This is a genomic window from Leisingera sp. ANG-Vp, from assembly GCF_000813725.1.
Classification (GTDB): domain Bacteria; phylum Pseudomonadota; class Alphaproteobacteria; order Rhodobacterales; family Rhodobacteraceae; genus Leisingera.
Map to the genome: position 1 here is coordinate 1 of NZ_JWLD01000047.1, position 20,732 is coordinate 20,732.

Genomic DNA, 20,732 nt, shown 5'->3' on the forward strand with positions numbered 1-20,732 from the left:
CCCGCCGCAAACCCCGCACCCGGGCCACTTACCCACAGACTCGACCCGATTATCCACAGAACAAAACTCATGAATCGCAAAAACGGACCGGTGAATCGCAGACACAATCCCTCGAACACCCCCAATCCCGCCCCACCAAAGGAGCCAAACAAAAAGAGCGGGCCAAAAGGCCCGCTCTGGAAAGGTCGTCACTAATGGCTGTCAGCCCTGCTCTTCCAGAACCTTGCGGGCGACCCGGAAGCATTCCAGCGCCTGGGGCACGCCGCAGTAGATGCCGACCACATGGATGATGGCGCGGATCTCCTCCTTGGTGACGCCGTTGCTGATGGCGCCGCGGCAATGGATCTCCCACTCATGCATTTTGCCAAGCGCACCGATCATCGAAAGGTTCATCATCGAGCGGGTTTTGGCGTCGATCACATCGTCGCCCCAGCCGAACCCCCAGCACCAGGCGGTCATGGCTTCCTGAAAGGGCCGGGTGAAGTCATCCGCCGCAGCCAGGTTCTTCTCGACATATTCGGCACCCAGGGTGCCCTTGCGCTGTTCCAGACCTTTCAGGAACAGGTCTTCGTCAAATGTGCTCATCTCAGCCTCTCAGGTCAGCTCTTCAATTTCATGGCGATGTTCTTGGTCTGCACATAGTTCCACAGCGCCTCGCGGCCTTTTTCGCGGCCGTAGCCCGATTTGCCGAATCCGCCAAAGGGGGTTTCGACGCCGCCGGCATACCATTCGTTCACGAAGACCTGGCCTGCGCGGATCCGGCGGGCCGATTGGGTGGCGCGGTCGAGGTCGCGGGTGAAGACGCCGCCGACAAGGCCGTATTCGGTGCTGTTGGCGATCTCGATCGCCTCGACATCGGACTGGAACTTGAGCACCGACAGAACGGGACCGAAGATTTCCTCGCTGGCGATGGAGTCGTTCGGGGTGATTCCGGACACGATGGTCGGAGCCAGGAAAGCGCCTGCGTTGCCGACAGGCGTGCCGCCGGCGGCGATGGTGGCGCCGTCAGCCTGGGCCTGCTGGACGATGCCCAATGCACGGTCGCGCTGGGGCATGGAGACCATGGCGCCCATGTTGGCGCCGAATTCAGGGCGGTCGATGCCGGCACCAACGCTGAGGCTTTGGGCTACGCTCACCGCACGCTCGACCAGTTCGTCGTGACGGCTTTCGTGCACGATGACGCGGCTCATGGCGCTGCAGACCTGGCCCGCGTTGAAGTAGATGCCCCAGCGGATGTCATTCTCGAACGCTTCTAGGTCGGCGTCCTCATGCACGATGGCGGCGGATTTGCCGCCGAGTTCGAGCACGCAAGGAACAACATTCTGCGCCGCCGCAGTGGCGATGCGGATGCCGGTGGGCACCGAGCCGGTGAAGACGATCTGGTTCACCTGCGGATGGCCGGACAAAGCCGCCCCCGCTTCATGGCCATAGCCGCACAGGATATTCACCGCACCGGACGGGAAACCGGCAGCCTCGGCTGCGCGAGCGAGCCAGGCGTTGGTCAGCGGGGTAAGCTCGGGCGTCTTGATCACGCAGGCGTTGCCGGTGGCAAGTGCTGCCGACAGTGAGCGCGCGGTCATCTCCACCGGGTAGTTCCAGGGGATGATTTGGGCAGAGACGCCCATCGGCTCATTCTCGGTCCAGTCGAAGTAACCGCCGCCCAGCGGGATCGAGCGGCCTTCGACGGTGCTGGCCTGGTTGCCGTAGTATTCGAAATAAAGGGCGGCGCCTTCGATCTCGATCCGGGACTCCCACAGCGGCTTGCCCTGCTCCAGGGTCAGAACGCGGGCGATCTCGTCGATGTTGTCGAGCAGGTAGCGGCCCATCGCCTGCACCATGCGGCCGCGGGCAATCGGGCGCAGCGCCGAGAGTTCGCCGGACAGATGCAGGCGGCGGGCCGCCTGCACCGCGCGGTCCACGTCCGCGGCGTCGGCCAGCGCATGGCGGGCCAGAACCTCGCCATTGGCCGGGTTGGTGACATCAATCCACCCTGCCCCGCCGGGCACCCAGGCGCCATCGATGTAGTTCAGCCATTCGGCATCAAGCTGTGTCATAGTCCGTTAGTTCCCTGCTGCGAGATCGTGGTCTGCCGCTTCACGCATCCACTTCTGGAGATGCAGGATTGAATGTTCCGAGTTCACTCCGCAAGAGGGATCTACCACCAGGGGCCCGGGAACATAGCCGCGGCTCTTGAGGCCGCGCTGGACGGATTCCACCAGATGGATGTCTTCCTCAACCGTGGTGGCCCGGTCCTGCACTGCCATTTTGCGCACGGTTTCATTGTCCTCGCCGCCGATCGAGTACCAGCCGCGCCAGACCACAACATGGTCGGCATCCACTGCGCGCCAGTGGTAGGTGTTCAGCAAGTTGCCCGGGTAAACCTGGAACGAGAACATCGGCCAGAGGAACCAGCTGGAGTACTTCTCGTTATTCTCAAACCCCGAATTGATATCATAGGTCATCTGCTCCAGGGAATTGCACTCGGTGGTGTGGCGCAGGCAGAAGCCCTGGGGCTGGATGTCATAGGTTTCCGGCTTGATTACCCCGGTGGAAAACGTCGGATGGTTCAGGCTGCAGTGGTAGCATTCGGAGTAGTTTTCGACTGATACCTTCCAGTTGCAGTTCTCGGGGATCTCGACCCATTCCAGCGGTTTCAGATCACCCCAGTTTGGCACAAAGCTTTCCAGCTCGCTGCGGACATTGGGGAACCACTCATCCATCGGCTTGGCCTCGGGGTCGAGGTTCACAAAGATGAAGCCCAGAAACACCTCGGTGCGGACCTCGGTCAGGCAGATCTTGGATTTGTCAAAGCCCTGCACCGCTTTGATGTTCGGCCCGGCGCGAAGCTCGCCCGTCAGCTCATAGGTCCAGGCATGGTACGGGCATACCACGACCCGCGTGGTTCCCTCGCCCGAGACCAGCTGGTGGGCGCGGTGCTGGCAGACATTATAGAAGGTGCGGATCTCGCCATCGCGCCCCTTGATGCTGAACAGGCTTTCGCCTGCCAGTTCAAAAGCGAAATAGTCGCCAGTGTTTTCAAGCTGGCTGGCGTGGCCGGCAAATTGCCAGCTGCGGGCCAAAAGACCTTTCCGCTCGGCCTCAAAGACAACTGGGTCCGTGTAGTACCTGGCGTCAAGAGAATGGGTCAGAGGGGCGTTCATTCAGGTTCCTCCGCATAAAGGCCCAGCTGGTGCCTGCGTTTGTGGAATTTCTCGACCCGCTCGACAATTTCCTCGCTGGAGACGGCAATCACGAAGGAGAGCAAAGTTTCCAAGAGGGCGATCATCGAGACGGATGAGGGGAAGAATTGCGGTGTATCCACCGCGACGGTGAACCCGTGGTCCGCATTGAGGATCACGGGACTGGCGGGGCTGTCGGAAATGCCGACGATAGTAACCCCTTGTTCGCGCGCTATTTTAATCGCCTCGATCACCTCGGCCCGGTAGGGCTTGCAGGTCATAGCAATGAGCACATCCTGGCTGTCCGCCCAGGCGAGATCGTCAATCGCCGTGGAACCGGGCCGCGGGATGGCGTGGAATTGCTTCATGCCGGTGGAGGCAAGATAGGTGAAGTTGCGGGCATTGGCGTTGTTCACCCCCACCCCAAGCGTAAAGACCTGCCGGGAGTTCCAGATCGCATGGGCCGCGGCCTCCAGCACCTGTGCATCGATGCCTGCAAAGGTCTCCTCGATATTGCGCATCGCGGCGGCGGCCATATCGGCATAGAGCCCGCCCAGCTCGCCGGACCTGGAAATATCCTGCAGCCAGCGCGCCCGGTCGGGGAACGACACCCCGCCTTTGCGAATCGCCTCGCGGAACGGGGCGCGGAAATCCTCGTAGCCGTCAAAGCCCACCTGCCGCGCCATGCGGACAAAGGTGTTGGGCTTCACATTCGCAGCTTCGGCAATCTCGCGCACAGTGGAAACCCCAACATCCGCAGGGTTTTCCAGCACATAGCGGGCTGCCTTCTGTGCCTCAGGAGTCAGCGCATCCCACTCTTCCGTGAGGCGCTCCAAAACAGTCGATGATACATTTGTGCCATTCATGATTGACGATGGTACAAATATGGAATTAGCCTGTCGAGCAGAAAAGCGACTCTGCAATCAGGAACGGCGAAATGGCTGACAAAGAATTCCCGGCACAGGCCAAAGTGGTCATCGTGGGCGGCGGCGTGATGGGGGTGGGCCTGGCCTATCACCTGGCGCATGAGGGCTGGGGCCCGGAGGTGGTTCTCCTGGAGAAATCCGAACTGACCTCCGGCTCGACCTGGCACGCAGCGGGGCAGATCACCCATTCCACCAGTTCCTTTGGCCTCGGCAAATGCGTCGACTACAACATCGGCCTCTACTCCGGGAAACTGGAGGAAGAGACCGGCCAGGCGGTGACCTGGCACGGCTGCGGCTCGTTCCGCCTGGCCTATACCGAAGACGAGATGGACTGGCTGCGCCACACCCTGTCAGTGGGCCGTTCGCTGGGCTTCAACATCGAGCTGGTCGGGCCCGAGAAGGTCGCCGAGCTGCACCCCTTCTATAATCTCGAAGGGGTTCTGGGTGCGCTTTACACCCCCGACGACGGCCACGTGGACCCGACCAACGTCACCATGGCCATGGCCGCAGGCGCCCGCCAGAAGGGTGCCCGCATCATCCGCCACTGCCGCGCCACCAACATCACCCAGGCCGACAACGGCGAGTGGATCGTCGCGTCAGAGAAAGGCACCATCCGCTGCGAGCACGTGGTCAACGCCGGCGGCACCTATGCCCGCCAGATGGGCGAATGGTCCGGGCTGCAGCTGCCGATGACCTCGATGACCCACCACTATTTCGTGACCGAACCGGTGCCGGAGTTTGAAGCGCTGGACAAGGAACTCCCCGTCATCCGCGACGACAAGAAGGTCTCCGGCTACATCCGCATGGAGCAGAAGCGCGGCCTGATCGGCATCTACGAGAAGGAAGGCTCCAATTCGGTCTGGCATGACCACTGCCCCTGGGAATACGAGAACTGGCTGTTTGATGCCGATTACGACCGGGTGATGCCGTGGCTGGAGGAAAGCCTGAACCGGATGCCGATCTTTGCAGACCTCGGCATCCAGCGCGAAGTGCATGGCGCGATTTCGCATCCGCCGGATGGCAACCCGCTGATCGGCCCGGCGCCGGGCGTCAGGAACTACTGGTGCTGCTGCGGCACCCAGATCGGCATCGGCTGGGGCCCGGGCCTTACCCGCGAGCTGGCGCGCTGGATGGTGCACGGCTCCGCGGACATCTCCATGCGCGAATACGATCCGCGCCGCTTCGGCTCCTACGCCACCAAAGACTGGCAGGTGACCAAGGCGCATGAGGACTACAAGCTGCGCCACGAGATCCCCTTCCCGCATTTCAACCGCCTGGCGGGCCGCCCCATCAAACCATCGCCGCTCTATGAACGGCTAAAGGAAAAAGGCGCGGTCTACGAGGAGGTCTACGGCCACGAGCGCCCGCGCTGGTTTGCAAAGAACGGCGTTGCGCAGCAGGACCACTATTCCTTCCGCCGCAATGAAGTGCACGACATGGTTGGGCTGGAGTGCAAGGCCGTGCGTGAAGGCGTCGGCATCATGGACATCTCCGCCTTCACCAAGGTTGAAGTCTCAGGCCCCGGCGCAGCGGCCCTGCTGGACCGGCTGACCGCCAACCGCTTGCCGCAAAAAACCGGCGGCATCGCCCTCACCCACATGCTGAACCGCCGCGGCCGGATTGAGCTGGAAACCACCGTGGTGAAGCTGGCAGACGACAGCTACTATCTGGTCTGCGCGGCCTTCTTTGAACAGCGGCTGCTGGACCACCTGAACCAGAACCTCGCGGGCGAGGAGGTGGAGATCACAACGCTTTCCACCGACTGGGCCGCCCTTGCTCTCAATGGCCCGAAAGCCCGTGAGGTCCTGGCCGCCTGCACCGATGCGGATCTGACCAACGCCGGCTTCAAATGGCTGACCGCGCAGCAGATCGAGGTTGCAGGCCACACACTCTGGGCCTTCCGCATGTCTTATGCAGGCGAGCTTGGCTGGGAGCTGCACATCCCGCGCGGCAGCACCCTGGCGGTCTATGACGCACTGTGGGCCGCTGGCGAGGCGCATGGCATTGCCGACTACGGCTCCTTTGCGATGAACGCGATGCGGATGGAAAAAGGCTTCAAAGGCGCAGGCGAGCTCACCAACGAGGTCACCCTGGCCGAGGCGGATGTGCTGCGCTTTGCCCGTACCGACAAGAACTACCTGGGCAAGGACAAGACGCTGAACGATGCGGAAAAGCCCTGGGTCTGCGCCTATCTGGAGATCGAACCGGACGGCGTGGAAGACGGCCACGGCGGCGAGGCCATCCTGCTGGAGGGTCAGGTCGTCGGCTCCACCGCCTCGGTTGCCTATGGCCATACCGTCGGCAAGATCCTGGCCTTCGCCTATGTGAAACCGCACGCCAATGTGCCGGGAACAGAAATCGAAGTGATCGTTGCAGGCAGCCCCCGCAAAGGCCGGATCCTGGGCGCGCCCGCCTACGATCCCGAAAGCCTGCTGCCCCGCACCGACGCAGCCCTCGCCCCGGCGGAATAAGCAAACCCGGCTCCCCTCTTCTTCTTTGCAAAAATACTCCGGGGGGAGCCGAAGGCGGGGGGCAGCGCCCCCCTCCCCCGCAACCAACAGGACACCCGCGCGACATGACCCTGCCTGCAACCATGAAAGCCGTGCTTCTGACCGGCCACGGCGGCCTCGACAAGCTCGACTACCGCGACACCGCCACGCCGCAGCCGGACAAGGGCGAGGTGCTGGTGAAGGTCGGCGCCTGCGGGCTCAACAACACCGATATCAACACGCGGACAGCCTGGTACTCCAAGGCGAATACCGATGCCCTGGGCGATGGCGCCGAAGGCGGATTTGAAAGCACCGACGATCAGGACAGCTCCTGGGGTGCAGGCGAGATCACCTTTCCCCGCATCCAAGGGGCCGATGTGGCAGGCACCATTGTGGCCGTGGGCGAGAACGCCGACCCGGCCAGAATTGGCGAGCGGGTGCTGATCGACCCTTGGCTGCTGGGCCATGGCGATTGGCTGAACCCGGAAACCTCCGCCTATTTCGGCTCCGAATGCGATGGCGGCTTTGCTGAATACACCAAGGTCCGCAGCGCCAATGCGATCAAAATTACCTCTAGCTTAAGCGACGCAGAGCTGGCCACCTTCCCCTGCGCCTATACCACTGCCGAAAACCTGGTGCAGCGCACCGCGCCGCGGCCGGGCGAAACAGTGGTGATCACCGGCGCTTCCGGCGGTGTGGGATCGGCAGCGATCCAACTGTGCCGTTTGCGCGGCTGCCGGGTGATTGCGGTGGCCTCCACCAGCAAGGCGGATCTGCTTTATCAACTGGGTGCGGCAACAGTCATCGACCGCAGCACCCCTGATCTGGAGGCCGCCATCCGCGAGGCCGCTGGCGGCCCCGTGGACATCGCGCTGGATGTGGTTGGCGCCACCACCTTCATGCCGCTGATCAATGCGCTGCGGCAGGGCGGGCGTTATTCGACCTCGGGCTGCATTGCCGGCCAGTTCGCTGAATTCGACCTGCGCCAGCTGGTCTACAAGGACCTGCAGCTCACCGGCGCCACCATCTGCCCGCCCGGCACCATGCACCGGGTCGCGGGCATGATCGAAAGCGGTGCGCTGAAACCGCTCCTGGCTGCCGCTTTCCCGCTAGAACAGCTGGCGCAGGCACAGGAAGCTTTCATTGCAAAGAAGCACACCGGAAACATTGTGGTAGTCCCATGAGCAAAAACCTATTCGATCAGGCGCTGGCAGCCGCCAAAGCCTATCACGCCGCCCTGCCTGCCGTGGCAGAGTTCCAGCCCTGGCCCGATGACATCACCTGGGCCGGGCGCGAAAGCCGCCAGATCCCCGGCGCCGCCTTGGTGCAATCCGACCCGGGCTTTGCCGCCGAAGGCATCCCCGCCGAAGCCGAGGTCCGCGCTCTGCAGCAGGCGATCATGGCTTTGGCGCCGCACGCGGAATGGCGCCTCACCTATACCGAGGAGGAAGTCGGCCACGACTTCCTGCAGCGCTTCGGCTGGTTTGAACTGGTCGGTCCCACCGGCCATTTCCATTCTCTTCAGACCCGGATGACCATTGGCTACTGGGGGCCGGGGCTGGATTATCCCTGGCACCAGCACGGGCCGGAGGAGCTCTACACCATCCTCTCCGGAAGTGCCGACTTCATGGCAAAAGGCGAGGAGGTCCGCCGCCTGGCCCCGGGCGACACCAAGATGCACGGGGCAAACCAGCCCCATGCAATGATCACCAACGAGCATCCGATCCTCTGCTTCGTCTTCTGGCGCGGCGAGGGGCTGGCGGATGACCCCGCCATGTCCCCGGGCTGAGACAGGAGCGCACCTCATGAAAATCACCCGTATCCGCGTCTTTCAAACCGGCTTGCCTTATGTTGGCGGTGCTTATGTCTGGGGCGCAGGCAACACCATTGAAACCGCCACCGCCTCTGTGGTGGTGATCGACACCGACGCAGGCCTGCAGGGCTGCGGCGAGTTCACTCCCTGCGGCGAGAATTACATGGTTGCCCATTCCGAAGGCGTGCCGGCCCTGGCCCGCCTGGTGGCGCCAGCGCTGATCGGCGAAGACCCGCGCGACGTCGCCCGGATCGAGCGGGTCATGGACCATCTGGTGCAGGGGCACGGCTATGCCAAGGGCCCGTTCGACGCCGCCTGCTGGGACATTCTGGGGCAATCTCTGGACGCACCGCTGTGGCGGCTGTGGGGCGGCAAGCTGACCGATGGCGCACCAATGTACCGGGTCGCGCCGCAGAAGGGCACCGAGGAAACCATTGCGGAAATGGACGGTTACCGGGCGCAGGGCTACCGCCAGTTCCAGGTCAAGGTCGGCGGCGACTGGGCGGCCGATATCGACCGCATCCGCTCCACCGTGCCGCTGCTGAAGCCGGGTGAAAAGGCGATGGCCGATGCCAACCAGGGCTGGCGGGTCGACAACGCGCTGCGGGTGGCGCGGGCCACCAAGGATCTGGACTACATCCTTGAGCAGCCTTGCCGTACTTACGAGGAATGCCAGCAGGTGCGGATGCGCACCGACCTGCCGATGAAACTGGATGAGTGCGTGACCGGCATGCAGGCCGCCCAGCGCATCGTCGCCGATCACGGTGCCGATCTGGTCTGCCTCAAGATCTCCAACCTCGGCGGCATCTCCAAGGCCTGCCGGGTGCGCGACTACCTGGTCGAGAACCGCTTGCCGGTGGTGGCCGAGGACACCTGGGGCGGCGAGATCTGCAGCGCCGCGCTGGCGCATTTCGCGGCAACCACGCCCGAGGAATACCTGCACAACACCACCGACCTGATGAACTACAACACCCGTTCCACCGGCATCGGCGGCCCGCGCGCGGAAAACGGCAAGCTCTACGCTCCGGACGCTCCGGGTCTGGGGGTGGCGCCCGATTTCGAAAGCCTCGGAGCGCCGGTGGCGGAGTTCGGAGACGCCGGGTGACTGGCCTGATCCCCTTGCCCTGTCTGGCTCGCGGCCCCAGCCGCGGGCGGGCCTAGGCTGGGCAGGTATTCAACCAGGAGAATTGCCATGACCATCGCAGCCCAAGCCACCCAGATGATCGACGACGACCGCGTCCGTGTGACCCGTTTCGACTTTGCCCCCGGCGCCGAAACCGGCTGGCACAGACATGCGATGGACTACGTGATCACCGCTGTCACCGACTGCCGCATGCGGCTGGAGATGCCGGGCGGCGAAGTCAAAGAGGTCACTGTCCCCGCGGGCACGGCCTACCGCCGCGATGAGGGCGTCGAGCACAATGTCATCAACGCCGGGGATGCGCGCATGAGTTTTGTGGAAGTGGAGCTGAAATGAAAATCACCCGGATCACCGTCTATCAGCTCGATATGCCGCTGACCGAACCTTACTACCTGTCGGGCGGACGGCTGAAGTTCGAGAAGCTCGACAGCACATTTGTCCGCATCGACACCGATGAAGGCGTCTCGGGGTGGGGCGAAGGCTGTCCCTGGGGGCATACCTACCTGCCTGCGCATGGGCCGGGGATCCGAGCAGGGATTGAAACGCTGGCGCCAGCCCTTATTGGGCTCGATCCGCGCAGTCTGGACCATGTGAACCGGGTGATGGATGTGCAGCTTCCGGGGCACCCATATGTGAAATCGCCGATCGACATGGCCTGCTGGGATATTCTCGGCAAAGCCTCCGGCCTGCCGCTATGGCAGCTCTTGGGCGGGGCGGAGGCCGCGCCGGTGCTGGTCAACTCGTCCATCTCCACCGGCACCCCTGAAGAGATGCTGGCGCTGATCGGACGGGCTGCGCAAAAGGGCTACACCGTGCATTCGGCCAAAGTGGGCGGCACAGATATCGGCCTCGACATCGACCGGATCGAGGCGATTTCCGAAGGCCTGCCCAAGGGCCACAAGGTAACCTTTGACGTGAACCGCGCCTGGCAGCCCGGCGTGGCGGTGGAAGTGCTGAACTCGGTCAAGGCGCGTGACTGGGTGGAGCAGCCCTGCGAGACGCTGGACCAATGCGCCCATGTGGCCGCCCGCGTCTCCAACCCGATCATGCTGGATGAATGCATGCATACGTTCGCCGACCATCTGGAGGCCTGGAAGCGCGGTGCCTGCGAGGGCGTGAAGGTGAAGCCCAACCGCGTCGGCGGGCTGACGCGCGCGCGGCAGATCCGTGACTTTGGCGTTTCCGTCGGCTGGCAAATGCATATCGAGGATCTGGGCGGCTCGGCCCTTGCCGATACCGCAGCGATCCATCTGGCAGCCTCGACACCGGAGGCGAACCGGCTGGCAAGCTGGCTGTGCCACTACCACCTGGACGCGGACCCGGTCCCCGGTCAGGGCGCCCGCAATGACGCAGGCGTCGCGGTGCCGCCCTCCCTGCCCGGCCTTGGCGTTACGCCTGAGGACGGCGCGCTGGGAGATCCGGTTGCGGTTTACGGAGGCTGAGGCGATGCCGGCGCGGCTGCTGCAGGAACTGACGGGGCTGGCAGCCCGGACCGAAGGTCTGGACTGGTTTGCCGCGCGGATGCAGGGCCTGCCGCGGCTGGACATTGCCCCGCGCCGCCTACCGGTCTGCGGTAAGATCAGCGCCCTGCGCCAAAACGAGACGCAGAACGGTCCGGCTCCCTCCAGTTCGACGCAGGATGCCGTGGAGGCGCTTATTGATGCGATCCCCAGCTTGCACTGGCAGCAGACATATACCGAGGCCGATGGTTTCTCCCGCGCGTGGCTGGACAATTACGGCTGGGTCAACCTGATCTCTCCCGAAGGGCTCTACCAAAGCCATGAGATGCGCCTATCCATCGGCTACTGGGGCGCAGGCCAGCACTACGACGAGCACTCGCACGCGCCCGAGGAGACCTATCTGATCCTCGCAGGTCAGGCCCGGTTCCATTCCGAAGGCCGCCCCGCACGCGATGCCGGGCCTGGAGACACCATCCACCACGCACCGCACCAGAAGCACGCCATCGGCATGGTGCCCGGCCCGCTGCTGGCGGCTGCCTTCTGGCGCGGAGAAGACCTTTTGAAGAAATCCGACTTGGGAACACGCACATGAAAATCACCCGGATCTCCCTGTGGCACGTGCCGCTGACCAGCCACACCGCCTATTACATGGCCGAGGGCAAGACTTGCGACACGGTCGAAAGCGTGGTGCTGGCGCTGGATACCGACACCGGTCTGACCGGCTGGGGCGAGGTCTGCCCGATCCCGCATTACCTGCCCGCCTATGCCCGCGGCGTGGTGCCTGCGGTCGAGGAGATGGCACCTGTGCTGCTGGGGGCCGATCCGGTTGGACCTGAAGCCCTGATGGCCAAGCTGGATGCCTGGCTGCAAGGCCACCCCTATGCAAAGTCCGCCATCGACATTGCTCTGTGGGATCTGACCGCGCAGGCTGCCAGGCTGCCCCTGCATGCGCTGCTGGGCGGGCAGCGGCAGGCGGATATGCCGCTCTATCACTCAATCACCTGCGTCGCGCCCGAGGAAATGGCCCGCATCGCCAAGGAGGCGCAGGCGACCGGCATCACCCAGTTCCAGGTGAAGCTGGGCGCAGACCGGGACTGGCAGGCCGATGCGGCCCGGCTGCGGATGGTGCGCGAGGCGGTGGGTGACGGGCCGCTGGTCTATGGCGACTGGAACTGCGGCGCCACCTCGCTGGATGCCTCGCGCGTGGGCCGGGCTGTCGCCGATCTCGACATCATGCTGGAGCAGCCCTGCGCCACCATCGAAGATTGCGCCCGGGTGCGCGCGGCCTGCGGGCTGCCGATGAAGATGGATGAAAACGCTTTTGACACCGCATCGCTGCTGGCAGGCCATGCCGCCGGAGTGATGGATGCTGTGGCCATCAAACTGTCGAAATTCGGCGGGCTTTCGGCCTCGCGCCGGGCGCGGGATCTGTGCCTGCATCTGGGCGCCAAGATGTGCATCGAGGACACTTGGGGCTCTGACATCACCACCGCGGCGCTGCTGCATCTGGGCGCCTCCACCGAGCCCTTGGCCGTGATGAATGTTTGCGACCTCTCTTCCTACGTCAGTCCCAGACTGGACCCGGCCGGACCGGAGCGGCGCAATGGCCGCATCGCCCCGCCCGAAGGCCCCGGCCTCGGCGTGCGCCCGGACCGCGGGGGGCTTGGTGCTCCCGCAGCTGTGATCGATTAATTTTTGACTTTCTGGTCAAAATTCTCCTAACAATGGGCAACCCCGCCCTCAACAGGAACTGAAGACATGGAAAAGATCCTCTCCCAGGCTGAATGGACCGAACGCGCCCGCGCGGTGCTGCCCGCCGGCGGCTTTGGCAACTTCGACCCCGGTATCGTCATCCGCGAGGGCAAGGGCTCGCGCGTGTGGGATGAAAACGGCAAGGAATACATCGACTATCTGATCGGCTCCGGGCCGATGATGCTGGGCCATGGCCACCCGGAGGTGATGGAGGCGGTGCTGGAGCAGCTGCCTAAGGGCATGACTTTCTTTGCCAGCAACGCCCGCGGGATTGAGCTGGCCGAGGAGATCTGCCGCGCTGTGCCCTGCGGTGAGCAGCTGCGCTATGTGTCGACCGGCGGCGAGGCGGATATGTATGCGATCCGGCTGGCGCGGGCATTCACCGGTCGCACCAAGATCGTCAAATTCGAGGGCGGTTATCACGGCATGTCGGCCGAGGCGCAGATGAGCCTGGCGCCTTCGGTGCGGGTGAATTTCCCGCAGGCGGTGCCGGACAGCGCGGGTATCCCTCCGTCTGTCGCAGCCGAAGTGCTGGTGGCGCCGTTCAACGACTTTGAGTACATCAAGCAGCTGATGGCGGAACACGGATCCGAGATCGCCGCCATCATCGCCGAGCCGCTGCAGCGCATTGTACCGCCGCTTCCGGGTTTCCTTGATCTGCTGCGCGAGGAGACACAGAAACACGGCAGCCTCTTGATCTTTGACGAAGTGGTGACCGGTTTCCGCTCCACCTATGGCGGCGGGCAGGAGCTGTATAGTGTCACCCCGGACCTGGCGACACTGGGCAAGGTGATCGGCGGCGGCTTCCCCCTGGCGGCCATCGTCGGGCGTGCAGATATCATGCAGCATTTCGACAAAGCGCAGGTTGGCGCCGAGGGCTGGCTGATGCAGCTGGGCACCCTGTCGGGCAATCCGGTGGCGGCGGTGGCCGGCCTCAAGACCATGGAAGTGCTGCGCCGCGAGGGCGTCTATGACCGGCTGAACGGCACCGGCCAGCGGCTGATGCAAGCCACAAGTGCTGCACTGGAAGAGGCCGGGGTGCCGTTCCAGATCGTCGGCGAGCCTGCGCTGTTCGAGGTGGTCTTTACCGATGCCAAGGTTCGCGACTACCGCGATACACAGGCGGGCAATGCCGAGCGGACCAAACGCTATAACGCGGTGCTGCGCGAGGAAGGCCTCTTCAAGTCGCCGGGCAAGACCTATCCCAGCCTGGCGCTGACAGAAGAGGACCTGGAGCAGACTGAAGCGGCGATCCGCAAGGCGGCAATGGCGCTGGATTGATGTAAACCCGTGAGGGCAGCGCGCGTCCGCGGGCGGAAGCGTAGCGCCCGCCCATGGGGGCGGACGGGCGCTGCCCGGCCTATCAGCCGGGCGGTACATCTTTGTAACCTGGTCAAATAGCCCGCTGTTGCACGTGAATCGGAAACCGCTTGCGGATCTCAGCGTCGATCTCTGCCGGAATGTGGCTTGGCAGCGGTGCGGCCAGCAGCTCTTGCGTGCGGACGCGGGCCTTCTCCAGCAGATCCTTGTCCGGTGACGCCGCCCATTCCTGCGGGGTGCGGCGGTCGGCGAGCGGCGGGTAGTAATAGTCGCTCTCCATCCGGTTCAGCGTCTGTGCATGGCCCAGAAAGTGCCCAGCCCCGCCAACGCAGACATCGCGGATTACCTCCAGCGACAGCGTCTCTTCGCTGACCTCAAACCCGCGGGTGGCGCGCATGATTGAGCCGATCATGTCGTTGTCCAGCACAAAACTTTCCAGCGAGCAGCCCAGCAGAGAGCCGTACATACCCGCTGCCTCATAGATCAGATTGGCGCCGGAAAGGGCAGACAGCAGCTCGGTGATGCCTTTCTCGTAGCCTGCCTGGAAATCCGGCATCTTGGCGTCGGTCATGCCCGCCGAAACCGCGCAGGGGATATCGTAGTGCTGCGCCATCTGGGCGCAGGCGGCCATCAGAAGCCCCTGCTCGGCGCTGCCGCCTGACATGGCGCCGGTGCGCAGGTCGCTGACAAAAGGCAGCGCGCCGAAGGTGGCCGGGTGGCCGGGGTTCAGGAGGTTCACGTAGACCAGCCCGGCGAGGACTTCGGCAGTTTGCTGAGCAACCGCCCCGGCCAATGGTGCCGGGCTGGTGGCACCCGCCTGCCCTGCCGAGACCAGCTTCAGCGGGATGCCATGGCGGGCCGCGCATTCGATCACGCCCAACGCCTCCTCGGCGAAGGTCAGCGGCGGCACAATAAAACAGGTAGAGACGCAAAACGGCGGCCGCGCCCGCAGAGCCTCCGGGCCGCCTGCGACCATCTGCATCATCTGCACCGCGGCCTCCATGTTCTCTTCCGAGGTGAAGGAGCCACCCACCGGCTTGGCAGTACCTGCAAGACAGGCATAGGCGGTGTTGAGGTCCATCTCAAACGGGTCGGTGAGATCGCGCGCCACCACCGTGCGCTGGAACATGTGGATGTTGGGCAGCGCCTCGGCCAGGCGGGCCATGTCGTAGAGATCCTGCAGGGTGCTGTCGCGGATTTCGCCGGTCAGGCTGTCGACGATATGCACCGCGGCGCCAGAAGTGCCCAGGTGGATGCGGGTGCCGGAAGGGTCGAGGTCGTACTCCGCCTTCTGCCCGTGCAGTTTGAAGCCGCGGCCCGCGATCTTCAGGGTGTTTTCAACCAGACCGGAGGGCATCAGCAAGCGTCCGTCTTCGGTCAGCGAACCACCGGCGCTGCAAACGGTATCAATGCATTTCGGGGTGGCGCCTTTGACGCCGATCTCTTCGAGGATGCGGAAGGCGGTTTCACCGACCATTTCGATCTCGCGTGCGGTGAAGGGCGCAAAACGGCCGCCCTCGATGCCCGGCCAGATCGAGGTTGAAGGGCCGGAGCCGGCGCCACCGGCGCGTTCGGATCGGCGGGCTGCGCGGCCGCCGCTGCGGCGTTGGCGGGTCATGTCAGGGCCTTTCTGAAGTGGTCTGCAATGTCGGGGGCTTCGGTCCAGGCGAGCAGGCGGTCGAACTCTGCCGCAGGGCGGCTGGTGATCGAGTGGTGTTTGGCGGCGTATTGCCCATCGCTCATCGGAGTTTGACGGGAGCCCAGCGGATAGCCGCAGGTGCCCGAGAGGACACGCCCGTTGCGCAAAACCAGCTCCAGGCGGTCGGGCTGGGCCGGGTCATAGTTCCGCGCCGGGTTCAGCGGCTTGACGGTGGTGACTGTGGTGGCATCGATCAGCCGGGCCACGTCCGGGCGCTGCCAGAAGCCGACGGCGCTGTCGGCCATGGTGAGGTCTCCAGCCACCAGCACCTGTGCTGTGCAGGCGGGCACCGAGAACAGCGCTTCGGTTTGCGTCGCGGGGCGGTCGAAGGGCAGGATCGCCTTGTGAAAGTCCGGCATGGTGGCGCGGACCTCTTTGATGTTCGCGTGCGGGGCCTGCCCGCGCAATTCCAGCGCGATGGTCATCAGCCGGTGGATATAACTGCAGGAGGGCCAGGGTTTGATCAGCAGCCCGTATTCCTGCAGCGCCCACGGGGAGCCGAGCTTGGAGGCGGCAGTGGCAAAAGTTTCCGATGTGCCCGCCCCCATCAGCCCATTGAACCCCCGGGAACTGTCCAGAACCTGCGGCTTGCCGGTGGCACCGGCGCGGGCCAGCAGTGCGGCCTCATAGGCGGCACGGGCGGCAAAGCCCGCCTGCAGCGGTTTCACGCTGGAGCCGAATTGCGTTGTGTAGCCGGTGGCCTGCGACACTGCGATGGCCATGGCGTGGGCCGTTTGCTCCGCTGTCAGTCCCAGGGCGCGGGCGCAAGCCGCGGTAGCTCCAATGGTGCCGAGCGTGGCAGTTGAATGGAAGCCGCGGGTGTAGTGATCCAGCGTGACCGCCTCGCCCAAGCGGCAGATCATCTCGAACCCGACGCAGTAGGCAGCAAACATCCGCGCGCCGCTAAGCGGGACGATTTCCGCCACCGCCAGCAGCGCCGGGAAGATCACGATGGTGGGGTGGGTGTTGCCCGGCTCCTCCCAGTCGTCGAGGTCATAGGCGTGGCCGGACACCGCATTGAGCAGTGCGGCATAGGCAGGCGTGGCCGTCTGAGGTGTGCCGTAGAGCGGAGCGGGGCCTGCGCCGACCGGCAGCAGGGCTACTCGTGCGGCCCTGGCGACATCGCTTTTTGTGCCCGCGAGGATGCAGCCGAAGCAGTCGGCGACGGCGCGGGAGACTATGGGCAGCAGGTCCTCAGGCGGTTCGGCTGAGGCGGAAAAGCGGGCGAAGGCTGGCAGGATTGTCATGCAAAAGAACCACTGCAATTGTTCTGCCTGGCCGATAGGCCGGGCAGCGTCCGTCCGCCCCCCCGGGCGGGCGCTACTCGCCCCCCCGCGGCCAGACACTGCCCTAGGTGGATGTCAGGAGCGCTGTGCATCTGGCTTGCTCCTTTCACGTGTACATCTGCTTCTTGCGCTCACGCGTCGCACGGGTGGCCTCTTCGCTGCCATCGTGGAAGGAGCCGAAGATCACGTCCCAGGGCATCTCGGCAGTGCCGTAGTTGCACTCGAAATAGCGGTGATGCAGCTGGTGAAAGAAGTCGCCTGCGTTGAAGCGGTTCTTGTCCTTGACCAGTACGCCTTCGAAGCCGGAGTGGGAAACACAGGGGTTCAGGCCGTTCACATAACAGTGGAACAGGACGTGCACGGGGTGCGAGGGCACTATGAGGTGGATCAGCAGCGTCGAGAAATAGAGAAAGGCCTCGACCGGGTGCATCGAGATGCCGGCCCAGGGGCCGATGTTGATGTTGCGGTGGTGCAGCGCGTGCGCCAGCTTGTACATCGGCGGCCAATGCAAAAGGCGGTGCGCCCAGTAGAAATGGAAGCTGGACCAGATCGGGATGATTACCAGCCAGGCGATGAACCAGACCGGGTTCCCGGCAAATCCGATCTGCGGCGCATAGCCGTTGGCCGCGGCCCAGAAATAGAGCACCTCATACATCGTCCAGAACGTCAGGCTGGAGGCAATGGACCAGAACATGTTGTCCCAGACCTGGTTGCGAAAGGTGAAGTGGCCGTTGTCCCGGGTCTGGCCGCGAGCGTCGAACTTCAGCTGCTGCCCCTGCCCTCTCAGAGTGATGAACCAGAGATGCAGCCCGCCCGCCACCAGGCTCAGCAGGATCAGGTTGCGCAGCCAGATCTGCAGGATCCAGCCCGGGGCGAGGCTTTGCATGGTCTCCCAGCTAGGCTGGAACCAGGCGTAGACCCCCCAAGCTAAAGCCAGTTCGACGGTGACCGAGCTGATCGCCAGCCAATAGGAAGCGACCCATTTCAGCCAGGCAATGGGCCGCGGCGGCCAGCTGAAGATCGGGGACACAGGGATCGGCAAGTCCGGGTGGTGGTTCCAGGTGCGGCTCCTGCCCTGAGGTGCGCCTGCAGTGTCCTTCATGTTCTCACTCCACACCTAGGTTCTCTGCGAGCGCCAGTATTTGCGCCCATGTTTCCTCGGGCACTGCGGCTTGGCCGTTTGCGGCAGCCCGATGGTTGCGTTCACGCTCGCCGGGGATCTCGACCCGGTCAAAGCCCGGCGCGGGCGGGCAGCTGCGCAGATCAACGAGCACCTCTTCCGCAGCGGCCTGCATCGCCGGGGCCTCCCGGAAACGGGTGGCGTCCAGGGTGATCAGCAGCCAGTTGCACTCGGTGGTCGAGGGCCCGAGCATCGCCTCGCCGATCAATTCCGCCACCAGCGCCAGCGCATAGCCCTTCTGGGCTCCGGCGGGCAGAATGGCGCCGCCGTTGAAGTAATCTTCGGGGTCCCGGGTCGGAATGCCGTCTCGGTCGATGACGCAGCCTTTCGGCAGCAGCGCACCTGCGGATTGGGCGGCATAAATCCAGCCGCCAGCAATCTTGGAGGTGGCAAAATCCAGCACAACAGGCCCCTGTGCGCCGCCCGGGATGCCCGCGCACCATGGGTTGGTCGGCAGCTTGGCCCGAGCGCCGCCATAGGGGGCAACCTGGCGCCATGTCCCGCGGTTGCCGCCGCCCATGCAGATGGTGAGGAAACCCTGCTCAGCCGCCATATCGGCAAAGGCGCCGTGGCGGCCGGTGTGGCCCGCATGGCGGATCGACAGCGCCGAGATCCCGCGCTCCCGCGCCTCCTGCATGCCGGTTTCATAGGCCAGCTGCATCGCCGGGATGCCGATGCCGCCGCCGCCCTCGACCCTTGTCACACCACGGGTATCCTGGAAGGCTCGCGGTTCGGCCTTGGGGTCGAGATAGCCGGACTGCATCTGCTCGGCATATTGAAGCACCCGCATGATGCCGTGGCTCTCCATGCCGCAGAGGCTGGTGTCGACCAAGTGCTGCGCAACCTGCGTGGAAACCGGATCGCTGCAGCCCAGCTTCAGGAAGATGCGGAAGATCAGGGCCTCTGCCTCGGCCGCCGCTACAATCGTGCGGGTGCCTTGCAGGGTGAGTTTCGACGCAGGCACTTGCATCCGAGGCTACTCCGCAAACGGGTCCGGCTGGTGCGGGTCGGTCGACAGCCACACGGACTTGGTCTGCATGAAGCAGCGCATGCCCTCCCAGCCGTTTTCGCGCCCGTAGCCGGATTGCTTGTAGCCTCCGACGGGCGACTGTGTGGCTGCATTGAAGTAGTTGTTGATGTAGACAGTGCCTGCCTCGATCCGGTCGGCCATGCGCATCGCCTTGGCCACATCGCGGCTCCAGACGCCGGCAGCAAGGCCGAATATCGTGTCATTGGCGATGCGGATAGCGTCCTCTTCATCGTCCCAAGCCTCGGTTGAGACCACAGGGCCGAAGACCTCGTTCTGGGCCAAGTCAGCAGTGTTGGGCACATCGGCGAAGATGGTCGGGCCGATGTAGTAGCCTTTGTCGCGGCAGGCAGTACGGCCATCGAGAAGCAGTTTATGTCCGGCTTCCTCTGCCGCCGCGATGCGTTTCAGGACTGTTTCATAGTGCGGGCGGTTGGCCATTGGACCGATCTGGGTGGTCGGATCATTGGGGTCGCCGACGCGCGCCTTTTTGACGACTTCAACCAGCCGTTCCGTGAACTCGCCGATGATGGACTTATGCACCAGAAGGCGCGAGCCGGAGATGCAGGACTGGCCGCCTGCCGGGAAAATGCCTGCTGCAACGCCATTGACGGCCAGGTCTATGTCCGCATCTGCCAGCACGATCTGGGGCGACTTGCCGCCAAGCTCCATGACGATGGGTTTTACTTGCTTGGCCGCTGCAGCCGCTGCAGCGCGCCCGCCTGCAGTGCCGCCAGTGAAGGAAACCATGCGCACGTCCGGGTGCTCGATCATCGGGCCCGCCGTGGTGGGGCCAAAGCCGGTGACAACGTTCAAAACACCCGGCGGCAGATCGGCCTCCAGGAGCACATCCATCAGCTCCAGCGTCGAACAGGATGATTGCTCGGAGGGTTTCAGCACCACGGTATTGCCGGCGGCCAGACAGGGCGCGAGCTTCCAGATCAGCGTGCCCAGCGGCGAATTCCAGGGCAGGATCTGGGCGACAACGCCGAAGGGCTCCCACTTCAGGTAGTTGTGGATATTGGGCGCCTCGGCGGGGATCACCCGGCCCTCGAATTTGTCGCACATGCCTGCGTAGTAATGCCAGCTGTCGACCTGCCACTGGCCGGGCTTCAGGCCGGGGGTGATGGCCGCTGGCAGCTTGCCGTTATCGCGGGTCTCGATAGCGCCCAGGCGATCGGCGTGCCTGCTGATCACATCGCCGATCCGGCGCAGCACACGGCCGCGTTCGGCAGGCTGCATCCGACCCCAGGGGCCATCGTAATAGGCGGCTTTAGCGGCCTGCACGGCACGGCCGACGTCGGCAGCGCTGCAGTCGGGAACGCGGGCCCAGACCTCGCCAGTGGCGGGGTTTTCGCTGTCGAAATACTGGCCGGAAGCGGGTTCCTGCCATTTGTTGTTGGCGAAAAATGAAAAGGTGTGGAGGTCGGTCATTTCGTGTGTTCCATATTGTACAACAC

Annotated in this window: 18 protein-coding genes; 9 read left to right on the top strand and 9 right to left on the bottom strand. The window is 64.2% G+C overall.

The genetic code is table 11. The annotated features are described in order from the left end of the window. Window positions 1-201: 201 nt before the first annotated feature. From RA20_RS15860 to RA20_RS15875, 4 genes are read right to left on the bottom strand one after another with little or no spacing between them, the layout of a single operon-like run. Window positions 202-585, bottom strand: a complete 384-nt coding sequence (locus RA20_RS15860; protein WP_039130840.1) for a carboxymuconolactone decarboxylase family protein — start codon at window positions 583-585, stop codon at window positions 202-204. 14 nt (window positions 586-599) lie between these two features. Further along, window positions 600-2,054, bottom strand: a complete 1,455-nt coding sequence (locus RA20_RS15865) for an aldehyde dehydrogenase family protein (protein ID WP_039130842.1) — start codon at window positions 2,052-2,054, stop codon at window positions 600-602. Between the two features lie 6 nt (window positions 2,055-2,060). Then, a complete protein-coding gene (locus RA20_RS15870) occupies window positions 2,061-3,161 on the bottom strand; it encodes an aromatic ring-hydroxylating oxygenase subunit alpha (protein ID WP_039130844.1) in 1,101 nt (366 codons plus the stop codon). After that, complete coding sequence (locus tag RA20_RS15875; RefSeq protein ID WP_039130847.1) at window positions 3,158-4,045, bottom strand: MurR/RpiR family transcriptional regulator; 888 nt, start codon at window positions 4,043-4,045, stop codon at window positions 3,158-3,160. The genes RA20_RS15870 and RA20_RS15875 overlap by 4 nt, the downstream gene beginning before the upstream one ends. Window positions 4,046-4,116: 71 nt before the next feature. Between RA20_RS15875 and RA20_RS15880 the strand changes: the two genes are divergently transcribed. The 9 genes from RA20_RS15880 to RA20_RS15920 all read left to right on the top strand — a co-directional run bounded on the left by RA20_RS15880 (window position 4,117) and on the right by RA20_RS15920 (window position 14,041). Then, on the top strand, window positions 4,117-6,576 hold the full coding sequence (locus RA20_RS15880; protein ID WP_039130849.1) for an FAD-dependent oxidoreductase: 2,460 nt from the start codon (window positions 4,117-4,119) through the stop codon (window positions 6,574-6,576). Window positions 6,577-6,680: 104 nt separating this feature from the next. Further along, the gene (locus RA20_RS15885) at window positions 6,681-7,778 is read left to right on the top strand and encodes an alcohol dehydrogenase family protein (protein ID WP_039130852.1); all 1,098 of its coding nucleotides are present in this window, start codon (window positions 6,681-6,683) and stop codon (window positions 7,776-7,778) included. Continuing rightward, window positions 7,775-8,383 (top strand): dimethylsulfonioproprionate lyase family protein, encoded by a 609-nt coding sequence (locus tag RA20_RS15890; protein ID WP_039130855.1) that lies wholly within the window; start codon window positions 7,775-7,777, stop codon window positions 8,381-8,383. Before RA20_RS15885 ends, RA20_RS15890 begins: the two co-directional genes overlap by 4 nt. Before the next feature lie 16 nt (window positions 8,384-8,399). After that, window positions 8,400-9,512 (top strand): mandelate racemase/muconate lactonizing enzyme family protein, encoded by a 1,113-nt coding sequence (locus tag RA20_RS15895; protein WP_039130857.1) that lies wholly within the window; start codon window positions 8,400-8,402, stop codon window positions 9,510-9,512. Window positions 9,513-9,599: 87 nt separating this feature from the next. Beyond that, window positions 9,600-9,884, top strand: coding sequence for a cupin domain-containing protein (locus RA20_RS15900; RefSeq protein WP_039130859.1), 285 nt, complete (start codon window positions 9,600-9,602; stop codon window positions 9,882-9,884). Next, entirely contained in the window at window positions 9,881-10,990 is a 1,110-nt protein-coding gene (locus tag RA20_RS15905) for a mandelate racemase/muconate lactonizing enzyme family protein (protein WP_039130862.1), read from the top strand. The genes RA20_RS15900 and RA20_RS15905 overlap by 4 nt, the downstream gene beginning before the upstream one ends. After that, complete coding sequence (locus RA20_RS15910) at window positions 10,971-11,600, top strand: dimethylsulfonioproprionate lyase family protein (RefSeq protein ID WP_193748855.1); 630 nt, start codon at window positions 10,971-10,973, stop codon at window positions 11,598-11,600. The genes RA20_RS15905 and RA20_RS15910 overlap by 20 nt, the downstream gene beginning before the upstream one ends. Beyond that, window positions 11,597-12,700 carry a mandelate racemase/muconate lactonizing enzyme family protein gene (locus RA20_RS15915; protein ID WP_039130864.1) on the top strand — a complete coding sequence of 368 codons (1,104 nt, stop codon included), beginning with the start codon at window positions 11,597-11,599 and terminating at the stop codon, window positions 12,698-12,700. The genes RA20_RS15910 and RA20_RS15915 overlap by 4 nt, the downstream gene beginning before the upstream one ends. A gap of 66 nt (window positions 12,701-12,766) precedes the next feature. After that, on the top strand, window positions 12,767-14,041 hold the full coding sequence (locus RA20_RS15920) for an aspartate aminotransferase family protein (RefSeq protein WP_039130866.1): 1,275 nt from the start codon (window positions 12,767-12,769) through the stop codon (window positions 14,039-14,041). Between the two features lie 112 nt (window positions 14,042-14,153). Here the strand turns inward: RA20_RS15920 and RA20_RS15925 are convergent, their stop codons facing one another. The 5 genes from RA20_RS15925 to RA20_RS15945 form a co-directional block, all read right to left on the bottom strand. Next, window positions 14,154-15,698 carry a trimethylamine methyltransferase family protein gene (locus tag RA20_RS15925; protein ID WP_039130869.1) on the bottom strand — a complete coding sequence of 515 codons (1,545 nt, stop codon included), beginning with the start codon at window positions 15,696-15,698 and terminating at the stop codon, window positions 14,154-14,156. Then, window positions 15,695-17,026, bottom strand: a complete 1,332-nt coding sequence (locus tag RA20_RS24715; RefSeq protein ID WP_052249030.1) for an MmgE/PrpD family protein — start codon at window positions 17,024-17,026, stop codon at window positions 15,695-15,697. The genes RA20_RS15925 and RA20_RS24715 overlap by 4 nt, the downstream gene beginning before the upstream one ends. A 145-nt stretch (window positions 17,027-17,171) precedes the next feature. Beyond that, the gene (locus tag RA20_RS15935) at window positions 17,172-18,167 is read right to left on the bottom strand and encodes a sterol desaturase family protein (RefSeq protein ID WP_039130871.1); all 996 of its coding nucleotides are present in this window, start codon (window positions 18,165-18,167) and stop codon (window positions 17,172-17,174) included. A 4-nt stretch (window positions 18,168-18,171) separates the two neighbouring features. Continuing rightward, window positions 18,172-19,215 (bottom strand): Ldh family oxidoreductase, encoded by a 1,044-nt coding sequence (locus RA20_RS15940; protein ID WP_039130874.1) that lies wholly within the window; start codon window positions 19,213-19,215, stop codon window positions 18,172-18,174. Window positions 19,216-19,221: 6 nt separating this feature from the next. Beyond that, window positions 19,222-20,706: an aldehyde dehydrogenase gene (locus RA20_RS15945; RefSeq protein WP_039130876.1), complete on the bottom strand. Its 1,485-nt coding sequence runs from the start codon at window positions 20,704-20,706 to the stop codon at window positions 19,222-19,224. Window positions 20,707-20,732: the final 26 nt, after the last annotated feature.